The 11,283-nt window shown below is 70.5% G+C and carries 14 protein-coding genes and 1 pseudogene; 11 read left to right on the top strand and 4 right to left on the bottom strand.

From position 1 onward, the window contains the following. The first annotated feature begins 86 nt into the window (after positions 1-86). From ACWD68_RS02860 to ACWD68_RS02845, 4 genes and pseudogenes are all read left to right on the top strand, one after another. Positions 87-1,286, top strand: coding sequence for an RNA-guided endonuclease InsQ/TnpB family protein (locus tag ACWD68_RS02860; protein ID WP_451804684.1), 1,200 nt, complete (start codon positions 87-89; stop codon positions 1,284-1,286). A 57-nt stretch (positions 1,287-1,343) separates the two neighbouring features. Continuing rightward, positions 1,344-1,985: pseudogene (locus ACWD68_RS02855) on the top strand (substrate-binding domain-containing protein); the annotation flags it as partial. A 181-nt stretch (positions 1,986-2,166) separates the two neighbouring features. Next, the gene (locus ACWD68_RS02850) at positions 2,167-2,559 is read left to right on the top strand and encodes a helix-turn-helix transcriptional regulator (protein ID WP_451804671.1); all 393 of its coding nucleotides are present in this window, start codon (positions 2,167-2,169) and stop codon (positions 2,557-2,559) included. Positions 2,560-2,714: 155 nt separating this feature from the next. Beyond that, the gene (locus ACWD68_RS02845; RefSeq protein ID WP_451804670.1) at positions 2,715-3,020 is read left to right on the top strand and encodes an ANTAR domain-containing protein; all 306 of its coding nucleotides are present in this window, start codon (positions 2,715-2,717) and stop codon (positions 3,018-3,020) included. An 85-nt stretch (positions 3,021-3,105) separates the two neighbouring features. Here the strand turns inward: ACWD68_RS02845 and ACWD68_RS02840 are convergent, their stop codons facing one another. Next, a complete protein-coding gene (locus ACWD68_RS02840) occupies positions 3,106-3,978 on the bottom strand; it encodes a UbiA family prenyltransferase (RefSeq protein WP_451804669.1) in 873 nt (290 codons plus the stop codon). A gap of 144 nt (positions 3,979-4,122) precedes the next feature. On the opposite strand from ACWD68_RS02840, the gene ACWD68_RS02835 reads away from it, so the two are divergent. From ACWD68_RS02835 to ACWD68_RS02825, 3 genes are read left to right on the top strand one after another with little or no spacing between them, the layout of a single operon-like run. After that, positions 4,123-5,181 carry a type III polyketide synthase gene (locus ACWD68_RS02835; RefSeq protein ID WP_451804668.1) on the top strand — a complete coding sequence of 353 codons (1,059 nt, stop codon included), beginning with the start codon at positions 4,123-4,125 and terminating at the stop codon, positions 5,179-5,181. A 39-nt stretch (positions 5,182-5,220) separates the two neighbouring features. Then, entirely contained in the window at positions 5,221-5,754 is a 534-nt protein-coding gene (locus tag ACWD68_RS02830; protein ID WP_451804683.1) for an isoprenylcysteine carboxyl methyltransferase family protein, read from the top strand. Beyond that, positions 5,751-6,764 (top strand): NAD(P)/FAD-dependent oxidoreductase, encoded by a 1,014-nt coding sequence (locus ACWD68_RS02825; RefSeq protein WP_451804667.1) that lies wholly within the window; start codon positions 5,751-5,753, stop codon positions 6,762-6,764. Before ACWD68_RS02830 ends, ACWD68_RS02825 begins: the two co-directional genes overlap by 4 nt. Before the next feature lie 183 nt (positions 6,765-6,947). Here ACWD68_RS02825 and ACWD68_RS02820 read toward each other — a convergent pair whose 3' ends face one another. Genes ACWD68_RS02820 through ACWD68_RS02810 form a run of 3 tightly spaced genes read right to left on the bottom strand, consistent with a single transcriptional unit; the run spans position 6,948 to position 8,807 of the window. Further along, a complete protein-coding gene (locus tag ACWD68_RS02820) occupies positions 6,948-7,946 on the bottom strand; it encodes an iron-containing redox enzyme family protein (protein WP_451804666.1) in 999 nt (332 codons plus the stop codon). After that, on the bottom strand, positions 7,943-8,152 hold the full coding sequence (locus ACWD68_RS02815) for a CDGSH iron-sulfur domain-containing protein (RefSeq protein WP_451804665.1): 210 nt from the start codon (positions 8,150-8,152) through the stop codon (positions 7,943-7,945). Before ACWD68_RS02815 ends, ACWD68_RS02820 begins: the two co-directional genes overlap by 4 nt. Next, positions 8,136-8,807: a HemK2/MTQ2 family protein methyltransferase gene (locus ACWD68_RS02810; protein WP_451804664.1), complete on the bottom strand. Its 672-nt coding sequence runs from the start codon at positions 8,805-8,807 to the stop codon at positions 8,136-8,138. Before ACWD68_RS02810 ends, ACWD68_RS02815 begins: the two co-directional genes overlap by 17 nt. A gap of 283 nt (positions 8,808-9,090) precedes the next feature. Here ACWD68_RS02810 and ACWD68_RS02805 point away from each other — a divergent pair, with 283 nt between their 5' ends. The 4 genes from ACWD68_RS02805 (at position 9,091) to ACWD68_RS02790 (ending at position 11,053) form a co-directional block, all read left to right on the top strand. Next, on the top strand, positions 9,091-9,366 hold the full coding sequence (locus ACWD68_RS02805) for a hypothetical protein (protein ID WP_451804663.1): 276 nt from the start codon (positions 9,091-9,093) through the stop codon (positions 9,364-9,366). A 274-nt stretch (positions 9,367-9,640) separates the two neighbouring features. Beyond that, positions 9,641-9,988: a hypothetical protein gene (locus tag ACWD68_RS02800; protein ID WP_451804662.1), complete on the top strand. Its 348-nt coding sequence runs from the start codon at positions 9,641-9,643 to the stop codon at positions 9,986-9,988. Positions 9,989-10,136: 148 nt separating this feature from the next. Beyond that, on the top strand, positions 10,137-10,580 hold the full coding sequence (locus ACWD68_RS02795; protein ID WP_451804661.1) for a phage holin family protein: 444 nt from the start codon (positions 10,137-10,139) through the stop codon (positions 10,578-10,580). After that, a complete protein-coding gene (locus tag ACWD68_RS02790) occupies positions 10,577-11,053 on the top strand; it encodes a DUF3618 domain-containing protein (protein WP_451804660.1) in 477 nt (158 codons plus the stop codon). The genes ACWD68_RS02795 and ACWD68_RS02790 overlap by 4 nt, the downstream gene beginning before the upstream one ends. Positions 11,054-11,283 lie beyond the last annotated feature (230 nt).

Genomic DNA, 11,283 nt, shown 5'->3' with positions numbered 1-11,283 from the left:
GGGGCGAGCTTGAGCCGTGTGCATTGAAAGGTGCACGCACGGTTCTGAGGGGGCCGGGATGCAGTGATGCATCCCGGCTACCCGACCTGTACCCGGACACCGGCCAGGAGTCGGCGTTGGCGAAGGCGTTCGGGTGTGCCCGTGTCGTGTTCAACGACGCGGTCCGCGCCCGTGAAGACGCCCGCAAGGCCGAGCAGCCGTTCCCGAAGGCAGGGGAGCTGTCGACGCGCCTGATCACCGAGGCCAAGCGGACAGCGGAACGGTCCTGGCTGGGTGAGGTCTCCGCGGTGGTGCTCCAGCAGTCCCTGCGGGACGCCGAGACCGCGTACCGCAACTTCTTCGCCTCCCTCAAGGGCACGCGCAAGGGCCCCAGGACCGGCCCGCCCCGCTTCAAGTCCCGCAAGGACGCCCGGCAGTCGATCCGGTTCACCGCCAACGCCCGCTGGAACATCACCGACAGCGGCCGTCTGAACCTGCCGAAGATCGGCGCGGTGAAGGTGAAGTGGTCCCGCACACTGCCCGCCACCCCCACCTCCGTCACCGTCGTCAAGGACGCGGCCGGGCGGTACTTCGCCTCCTTCGTCATCGACACCGACCCCGCCGCCGACACGACACGGATGCCCGAAACCGAGCACACCATCGGCATCGACCTGGGACTAACACACTTCGTGGTCCTCTCCGACGGCACGAAGATCGACTCTCCGCGCTTCCTTCGACGCGCGGAGAAGAAACTGAAGAAGGCCCAGCAGGAGCTGTCCCGCAAACAGAAGGGAAGCAAGAACCGCGCCAAGGCTCGCCTCAAGGTCGCCCGCGCCCACGCCAAAGTCACCGACGCCCGCCGCGAGTTCCACCACCAGCTCTCCACGAAGCTGATCTCCGAGAACCAAGGGATCGCCGTGGAGGACCTGTCGGTGGCGGGACTGGCCCGCACGAAGCTGGCCAAGTCCGTGCACGACGCCGGATGGGCATCGTTCATCAGCATGCTGGAATACAAAGCACAAAGGTACGGCCGCGCCCTGGTCAAGATCGGCCGGTTCGAGCCGACCTCCCAGACCTGCTCGGCCTGCGGCGTCAAGGACGGACCCAAACCCCTGAACGTCCGGGAATGGACCTGTACCGCCTGCGGCGCCGTCCACGACCGGGACATCAACGCCGCTGTCAACGTGAAGACGGCCGCCGGACTGGCGGTATCGGCCTGCGGAGCGCCGGTAAGACCAGGAGCAATCCCGGCACAACGCGAAGAAGCAGGAAGCCACGGATTCCCGACCGAACCCCGTGCCGCGTAGCGGCACAGCAACGATCGAGAAGGCCAGAATCCTCGGGCTTCAGCCCGAGGTGCAAGTCAAATCATCGACGGACTCGGCCTGGAAGACTGCAAGGGCACCTTCAACATCGAATTCGCCGGCTCCAAGGACGACAACAACAACACCCAATACTTTTTCGACGGTGCGATGCAGCTCCTGCAGTTGTACCTGCACAAGAAGCAGTTGGTCGTCCCGTCCGGCCAGACCGGGCTGAACAAGGTGACGACGCTGCGCTGGGACGGTGCCACCGCGCGAAAGCGTATGGAGGGCATCCTCGCCAAGTCGTACGGGATCGAGAAGGTCGACGCCGTACTGTCGCCGTACGACGGCATCTCCATGGGCGTCCTGGGTGCTCTGAAGGCGGCCGGCTACGGCTCCGGCGCCAAGCCCCTCCCGGTCGTCACCGGTCAGGACGCGGAACTGGCCTCGGTCAAGTCGATCATCGCGGGTCAGCAGACGCAGACCGTCTACAAGGATCTCCGCCAGCTCGCCGAGGTGACGGCACGTATGGCCGACGACGTGCTCAACGACAGGGAGCCGACGCTCAACGACAACGGCACCTACGACAACGGCTCCAAGATCGTGCCCGCTTACCTGTTGCAGCCGACGAGCGTCGACAAGAGCAACTACAAGGACGTGCTGGTAGGGGGCGGCTACTACACCGACGCCGATCTCAAGTAGGCGCCGCCGGGCCGCGGGTGGGGCGGCGCTTCTCCGTCTCCGGGGATCGCAGGAATTGGCCGGTGTGAGACGTGGCCGCTGCGGCGGACGGGGCGGAGGTCCGTACGCCGCTCCTCTCCCCGGACACAGGAACCAGAATTCACCCTTTCACATACAGGAATGTTGCGCCTATCCTGACGGGATGCGTGGAGTACCTGAGTCACATACCGGCTGGACGTTCCTGACCAACCATGCCCGCGTGCTGGCGGCGATCGCCGAGGACCGCACCACGCGAATCCGTGACATCGCGGCGCGCTGCCGACTCACCGAACGGGCCGTCCAGAAGATCATTTCTGATCTCGAGGAGGGCGGGTACCTCACGCACACCCGGCAAGGGCGCTCCAACGAGTACCGGATCGAAGAGGGGACCTTCCTCCGGCATCCGGCGGACTCCGGGCCGGCGGTGGCGGATCTCCTCGCCCTCCTGGCCCGGCATGACGCCGAGCACGGTGCCTCCCGCGCCGAAGAGGGCGCGGCAGCCGCGAACGGTGACAGAAGAACGATGACGCGATCGGCACGAGGTGCGGGCGAGTGAACGCGCCGACGCCGGACCGGCTCCCGCAGCCGGCGTGACGAAGCCGGCGTGACGAAGCCGAACTTCACGAACATGACACGAGATGAACTGCGCCGGACTCCCAGACCCCGGAGGCGACGTTGACGTCCGAATGGGACACGACCCAGCAGCCAGCCGTGCCCTCTGAAAGCTCGGCGGACGCCGTGACGCGCCTGGAGGGCGAGAATCTTCAGCTCAAACAGGCGGTACGGTCGCATGCCGTCGTCGATCAGGCCATCGGTGTCATCCTGGCATTGGGTCAACTGACCCCGGACCAGGGCTGGGACGCGCTGCGGGGCGTCTCGCAGAACACCAACATCAAGCTGCGCCACGTGGCCGAACTGATCGTCGACTGGGCGCGAACCGGTGAGCTGCCCACCGACGTTCGCGGCCAGCTGGAGTCCCAGCTCAGCCTCGGCACCTCCGCGAGCGACGGGGAGTAGCCGCTAGGGCGCCTCATGCCGGCACTTCGGGGCGGGGGGAGATCGTGGGTTGCCGCAGGCCTGGAGTCGGATGCGGCCCACGACCTCAGGGCGGCGCGATCCCGACGCCGCTGAGCAGCAGCGCCACGTCCACCGCCGCCACGACGACCGCCGTCGCGAACGCCGCCCGCTCCCAGCGGCGTCCCAGCACCGCCCCCGTCACCGCGACGAGGCCGACCACGGCCAGCGCCGCCCCTTCACGCCGGCCAGGTGGTCCTACGGGCCCCAACGCCAGAAGTGCGGACGCGATCACCAGGGGCACCGGAAGCAACTGCCGCGCGCGCTCCGCTCCCAGCCGCTGCGGCCATCCCCGTACGCCCGTCACAAGATCACCGCGAATGTCCGGCAGTACATCGCCCAGATGCGCTCCGATTCCCAGCAGCGCCCCGGCGCCGACGACCCACCAGGCCGGCCACGGATGTCCCGGCAGCCCGAGAGCCACGAACGCCGGGAGCGCGGCGAACGCCAGCGCGTAGGGTGCCCAGGACCAACGGGTGGCCTTGAGGCGCAGGTTGTACGCCCACGCCGCCGCGACCGCGGCCAGGTGAATGCCGCCGGCCCGGAGGCCGCAGCAGAGCGAGAGCGGCACACACAGGGCCAGCGCGACGTACGCGGCGGCCCAGAGCCGCGTCACACCGATGGCGCCGTCGACGACGGGTTTGCCCCGGCGCCCCGTCGCGATGTCCCGCCGCGCGTCGAAGGCGTCGTTGCACCAGCCGACCGACAACTGCCCCGTCACAACGGCGGCGACGGTCAGGACGTACGTCCCGGTTCCTTGGCCGGCGATCGCGGCCAGCGCCGCCGTCAGCGCGGTGACGGCCACGACGGGACCGGGGTGGCACGCTCGCCCCAGACCGCCCAACCAGCCCGTCCAGGACCCTGCCGTGCCACCGGTCGTCGAGTGCTCGGGAGTAGCCACTCGCCGATGGTAGGAGCCATGGTCCACCCGGCCGCAGCGCGCCACGGGACGAAGGGCCGGACGGGCGATCCCTGGTGGCGGAGTGCCTGTCCGGGGAAGGCCTGGTGAGCAGCCCACCCCAGTCGGCGTTCGGACGGGAGCCCTATGACGCGGATCGCCGCCGTTCACGGCGCCCTCGCGCCGCACCGCCACACCCAGCGCGAGATCACGGACATGGTGGCCCGCACGTGTCTGCCCCTAGGCGCCGACCGCCGTGTGCTCGACCGGCTGCACCGCAGCGCGAAGGTCGGCACACGCCACATGACATTGCCACTCGAGGAGTACGAGGCACTGGACGGGTTCGGTGCCGCGAACGACGTCTTCATCACGGCCGCCACCGACATGGGGGCCAAGGCCGTTCGAGAAGCACTGCGCGCGGCCGGTCTGTCCGCGGCCGACGTGGACCTGCTCATCTTCACTTCCGTCACGGGCATCGCCACGCCCTCCATCGACGCCCGGCTGGCGGGCCGCCTCGGACTGCGGCCGGACGTCAAGAGACTGCCGCTGTTCGGCCTGGGATGTGCCGGGGGCGCGGCGGGCCTGTCCCGGATGCACGACTATCTGCTCGGCCGGCCCGACCAGGTGGCGGTGCTGCTCTCGGTCGAGTTGTGCTCGCTCACGTTTCAGCGCGACGACGCCTCCCTGGCCAACATGGTCGCCACCGGTCTGTTCGGTGACGGCGCCGCCGCGGTGGTGGCCTGTGGCGCGCGCCGTACGGGCGAAGCCGACGGACCCACGATCGTGGACACGCGCAGCCGGCTGTATCCCGACACCGGTCGCATCATGGGCTGGGACATCAAGAGTTCGGGCTTCCAGGTCGTACTGGATCCGGAGATCCCCGACGTGGTGCGCCGATACCTCGCCGCCGACGTCCAGGGATTCCTGGGTGACCACGGCCTGAAGCCGAAGGACGTGACCGCCTGGGTGTGCCACCCCGGAGGGCCCAAGGTCCTGGAGGCCGTCACCGAGTCCCTCGAACTGCCCCACGGGGCACTTGATGTGACATGGCGTCACCTGACAGACGTGGGCAACCTCTCGTCGTCGTCCGTGCTTCATGTGCTGCGCGACACCCTGGCCACCCGCCGCCCGACCGCCGGTACCCCGGGTCTGCTTCTGGCGATGGGGCCGGGCTTCGCCTGCGAGCTGGTGCTGCTGCGCTGGTAGGCACCCGGTGCACGACATGGAACGGTGGGACACGCACACATGATCTGGTACGGACTGCTGGTGGCCGCCGTCGCCGCCGAGCGGGTCGGCGAACTCCTCGTCGCCCGCCGCAATGAGCGGTGGAGCCTTGCTCGCGGGGCGGTCGAGGCGGGCCGGGGCCACTACCCGGCGATGGTCGCGCTGCACACCGGTCTGCTGGTCGGCTGCCCGGTCGAGGTGTGGCTGGCCGCCCGCCCCTTCATCCCGGCCCTGGCCTGGCCGATGGTGGCCGTGCTGGCGGGTGCCCAGGCGTTGCGCTGGTGGTGCATCGTCACCCTGGGATCCCGCTGGAACACCCGGGTGATCGTCGTGCCCGGCCTGCCCCTGGTGGCCCGCGGGCCCTACCGGGTGCTCCGGCACCCGAACTACGTGGCGGTCGTCGCGGAAGGTGTGGCGCTGCCGCTGGTGCACACCGCCTGGGTCACGGCGATCGTCTTCACGCTGGCCAACGCCGCCGTGCTGGCCGTGCGCGTCCGGTGCGAGAACCGGGCACTGGCCGCCGTGACCGCCTCGTTCACGTCCGCTCCGGCGTGATCGACGTCCTGGTGGCCGGTGGCGGGCCGGCTGGTCTGGCCGCCGCCATTCACTGCGCGCTGGCCGGGCTCGAGGCCGTGGTCGTCGAACCGCGGACGGCGCCCGTGGACAAGGCCTGCGGGGAAGGCGTCATGCCCAGTGGTGTCGCCGGGCTGCGGGCGCTGGGTGTCGAGGTCACCGGCAGGGAATTGCGCGGTATCCGCTACGTCCACGGTGCCGTACGCGCTGAAGCGCCCTTCCGCGGCCACACAGGGCTGGGAATCCGCCGTACGACGCTGCACCGAGCCTTGCACCAGCGCGCTCTCGGTCTCGGTGTGCGCATCGTGCCCGGCAAGGTGGGGGAAGTGGGTCAGACCACGGACACCGTCACCGCCGCCGGTCTCACGGCGCGTTGGCTGATCGCCGCCGACGGCCTGCACTCCGGAGTCCGTCGCGGCCTGGGACTGGAACTGCCGAGCGGCGCACACCGGCGCTACGGGCTGCGTCGGCACTACCGTGTGGAGCCGTGGACGGCCTTCGTGGAGGTCCACTGGTCGGGGCACGGCGAGGCCTACGTGACACCGGTCGCCGACGACCTGGTGGGAGTCGCGGTCCTCAGCCGCATGCGTCGCGGATACGACCGGCATCTGGCCGACTTCCCGGCCCTCACCGCGTCGCTGCGCGGGACCCCCGTGACGGAGGTGCGGGGCGCCGGGCCGCTGTCGCAGCGCGTACGGCGCCGGGTCGCCGGACGCGTCCTGCTCGTCGGCGACGCGGCGGGCTACGTGGACGCCCTCACCGGAGAGGGAATCGCTCTCGGGCTGGCGACGGCGGAGGCCGCCGTCCGCTGCCTCGTGGCAGGACGCGCGGGGGAGTACGAGCGGGCATGGGCGCAGCTGACACGGCGTCACCGGTGGCTGACCGGGGCTCTGCTGGCCGCCGGCCGCCGTCCCGGCACGGCACGCCTGGTCGTCCCCGCGGCATCCCGGATGCCTCCGGTGTTCGCCGCCGCCGTCCACGCTCTGCAATAGGGCGCACGGGTTGCTCGAACCCCTTCGTACGAGGCGCGCCAGGCAGGGGCCGAAGAGGAGGGAGGCGCCGTACGTGCGCGTCCTGCCGTGCGTGGTCGCCCGTGACCGGGTATTCCCTTCGAGGGAAGGGCTATTCGTCGGCCATGAACCCGGACTCTTCCGAAATCGCCCTGTCGAACGCCGTCAGTTGTCCGAGCCGAGCGGAACGCGCAGGGCACTGCGTCGTCCCTTCCACGCGGACAACAGGTGGGCCGCCAACCGGTCTTCGAGAAGGCCGGTGACCAGCACACCGAAGGCGACGTCGGGTTCGAGTTCGGGTTCGTCCTCCAGCAGCCCGCCGATGACGTCACGACGTACGACCTGCTCGTGGACGGCGTCGGCCTCGACGTGCTCGTCGTAGAAGCGCTGCGCGGCCTTGCCGGCCCCGACTCTGCGCAGGGCCGCGGCCAGTCGCCTGGACCCCGGGGAGGAGGCGACTTCCACGGCGGCGAAGTGTCCCACCAGAGCACCCCGGAGGGCGCGGTGCAGGCCCAGCAGGGACATGAGGTTGACGGTGGCGACCGCCTCCGCGGGGGCCGCGTCGACATAGTGGCCGTAGTCCGTGCGCAACCCGAGGTCCGCCATGAGGTCCGCGAAGAGGCGGGCGTGGATGTCTTCCTCGCGGCCGGCTCCGAACTCGTCGAACTCGACCGCCACCATCGCGGCCTTGGCCCGGCCGTGCAGGCGCGGAATGACCCAGGCGTGCGGATCGGCCTCCTTGAGGTGGTACAGCGAACGCAGGGCGGCGTACTCCTGGAGTTGCCACAGTTCGCCGTCGCGCTGGAGGTAGTGACTGACACTGGTGTCGTCGTGGCCGACCGGTTCCAGCAGAGGCGCTTCGAGCGCCTCGGAGACGTCCGCGCCGACCGGAACGTCGCCGCGCAGGGCCTTGAGGAAGCGCAGTTCCAGTGGCCGGCGCAGGGCCAGCAGTCCGGGGTCCCACTCGCGCTCGTCGCTCACCTCGGCGAAGCCGCGGTAATGGAGTTCGTACAGCGTGTAGAGAGCGATCTGGAGATCGTCGCCGTACGGATCGGCGTCCTCCAGGGAGTGGGGGAGTGCGGGCAGGGGCGTGCCGTAGCGCAGTGTCGAGGCGAGAGACCGCGAGACCTCGCCCCGCGCCGACGGGAGCAGGGGGCCTGTCACGTCGTCTCCCGCTTCGCCCGAGGACGGTGGCTGGTGTCGCACCAGGGGTAGGTACGGCTGCGGCGACAGGTGCAGATCGCCGCCCGGAAGCGCCGGGAGGTGAGGACCGTGCCGTCCTCCCGCACCACCTCGACCGGGCCCTCGACGAGCAGCGGGCCGTCGCGGTCCATGGTCACGCGGCGCGGTCGTTCAGGCTTGCTGGGCACGGATGACCACCAACTCTTCCCGGTTGTCGCTCTCGTCGGTCACCAGCCCCTGGCGTCGCAGCCATGTCCGGCGTGAGCTCAGCACGGGGCCGAAAGGGACGACGGCACGATCAGTCACCGTCGCCTCGAATCCGGCGCGGGTGAGCCGTCGCAGTGTCGGCCGGGTCCCGCAGAGCGTGGAGTGGACGAGCAGCAGCACACCTCCCGGGCGCAGTGCCGCCGGTGCCTCGTCGCAGACGCGGTCCACGAACGCACGGCCGTCCGGGCCGGCGTCCCAAGCGCGTTCCGGCGACCGATGCGGCAGCCGGAGGGCCGGAGAGGGCACGTAGGGCGGATTGCTCACCACCAGGTCGTACGTCCGTCCTTGTACGGCCGCGGTGAGATCGCCGCGGCGGACGGTGACGCGACGGCGGGCGAGGAGCGCGTTGAGGCGCGTGGTGAACACGGCGCGCCAGTCGATGTCGACGGCGGTCACCCGCGCCCCCAGTCCCGCGGCGCGCAGGGCCAGGGCACCACTGCCGGTGCCCAGGTCGAGCACGTCGGTGGAGGGGTCCACGCGCTCCCTGGACAAGGCGTCCATCAGGAGCTCGGTGTCGCGTTGCGGTGCGTAGACACCGGGCGGTGTGATGAGCGGGCTCTCGCCGGGCATCCCCATGAGGTCTCTCCGGATCGCGCTTTGTCTGATTCATTTCGATATGTACCACTTATGCCCCGGGTGCCCTGTGAAGGGAGGTCTACACGCGATCTTCGTGGCCGGTTATCGCCCCGAGCCGTGAGGATCTTGCGAGCGCCGCGCTGCCGATGACGAAACGGACCATGGGCGCCGGCGGCTCGGCGGCTCCGGGCTCCGGGAGGCGGGTGGCGATGACCGGCATCAACGTCGACCGGAGGGGTACTTGCGCGTCACGCCACGTCCCGCGTGAGGAAGCGAGAGCGCCGTGAACGATCGCCGTCCGGAAGGCCCCGGTAACAGCGGGGAGCCGATGCCGAAGCCCATACCGAGGGATCTGCCCGATCAGCAGGCCACAGCCGACGAGGATCCGTGGGACGTCGTCGGCACGGAGATGCAGTCGGCTCCCGACGAGCGGGCGGACCCGGAGACTCCGGACCCGGAGGTTCCCGACACGGACGAAGCCGGCACCGGGCGGAAGGGTGCCCCACAGTCCGGCAGTCCCCATCCGGAGCATCCCGTGCCCGACGAAGCGTCCGCCTGACGCATTCTTCGCGCGCCGCGCGGGGCCCCGGTAGGTGACGCCGAAGGGGTGCCCGCAGCCGCAGCCGCAGCCGCAACCGCGACCGCTGCCGGAGCCCGGCGCGGCCGGCTGACCGGATCCGACTCGCTGGGGCGTGGCCGGGCCGCGATATCAGCCTGTACGAGGCAGCCGAGGCCGCGCACCGTCCGCACCGCTTCGGGGTTCTCGCGGCGGGCATCGCCTCCGCGGAGAACCCGGAGCGCACCGTCGTACACCTGCGGAAAGGAGTGACCTGATGGTCACCGTGTCCCTCACCGGAGCGTCCGAGGAGGATGCCGCCACCGTCTTCGGTGTCCTGCGGACCGCGTTCCCCATCGACCGGCCCTCCGACGACGTGCCCCACGAGCAGCCGGGCGACCGCCCTCCCGTGTGGACGTCGGAGTTCGAGCCCACCGAGGAGCGCATCCCGACCGGCGCGACCCCGTTGGAGGGTTCGGTCACGGCCACGCTGCAGGGCGGCTACGTCGCCGTGGACCAGCTGTGTGAAGCCCTGCACGGCGCGTTCGCCGTGCAGGAACAGGGCACGGCGTCGGGAGACCAGGAGAAGGAGGTCGACCTGCGACTTCGGGCGAAGGGTGCGTGAGGCAGAGGATCGCGCGGTCCGGCCGGCCGCAGACAAGCCGAAGGTCGGTCAGCTGCCCTGGATGGCCCGGTTCGGGGTACCCGCCCCCTCACCGGTTGCCGGAGCACATCGAGTGTCCCGGCCTGAGTCGAGAGACGGACAGGAGGTGATGGCCGTGTCGAGCGTGCGGCCGCAGGCCGATGGATCCACCGAGCAGGCACGGGGGACCGGGCCGGATCAGGTGGGTGAGCTGGTGCAGCGGGCCTCGCAGCAGCTGACCGAGCTGGTGCGGGGCGAACTTCGTCTGGCGCAGGCGGAGATGAGGGAGAAGGGCAGGCGGTACGGGAGGAGCGGCGGACTGTTCGGTGGCGCGGGGGTGGTCGGCTTTCTGATGCTCGAGGCCCTCGTGGCCACCGCGATCGCCGCGCTGGCCGTATCGCTGCCGGTGTGGGCCGCGGCGCTGATCGTCACCGTGGCGCTGGGCGTCGTCGCAGCGGTCATGGCCCTGAGGGGGAAGAGGCAGGTCGGCCGGGCGGCGCCGCCCAAGCCGGAGCAGGCGATCGAGAACGTGAAGGCCGATGTGGCCGAGATCAAGAGGAGTGCCCACCGATGAGCAAACCGTTCGACGACGAGCAGACCGCCCCCACCCCCGCCGAGGTGCGTGAGCAGGTCGAGCAGACCCGCGCCGAGCTCGGGGAGACGGTGCAGGCGCTGGCGGACAAGACCGATGTCAAGGCCCGGGCCAAGGAGAGGACCGCCGAAGTGAAGGAGAAGACGGCCGAAGTCGCGGAGCAGGCCGCGGCCAAGGCGGGGGAGCTGAAGGCCAAGGCGGTCCGGGCCGCGCAGGCGGTCCAGGACAAGGTGCCCGACCCGGTCAAGGACAAGGCCGCCCAGGCCGCGGACCAGGTGCGGGACAAGGCCGCCCAGGCAGGCGGCGTATGGGAGGAGAAGGCACCCGAACCCCTGCGGCAGCAGGCGGCACAGGGTGCGCGGGTGGCACGGGACAACCGCACGCTGATTCTGGCGGCCGCGGGCGCTGCCACCGTCGTATGGCTGGCAGTGCGCCACAAGAAGGCGAAGGCGTAGAGGCGGCCTTGTACGCGCCTTCGAGCGGGTGGGCCGCCTGCGGTTCGAGGACGGCCCATCCCGCCGGCGCAGGTGGCCGGCCGGTGCCTTCCCCCCGTACCGCCCCGTGGGCCGGACGGAAGCGCCCCTGATCCCTTGGGGACTCAATTCCGGGAGCGGCCGTGAGTCTCCGGGTGGCCGGGGTACTCGAAGGTTCACGTACGAGGCACAGCGCAGACCAGGAAGGGGCG

Source organism: Streptomyces sp. NPDC005141 (genome assembly GCF_053599975.1).
This window is presented reverse-complemented; position numbering and strand designations above follow the sequence as displayed.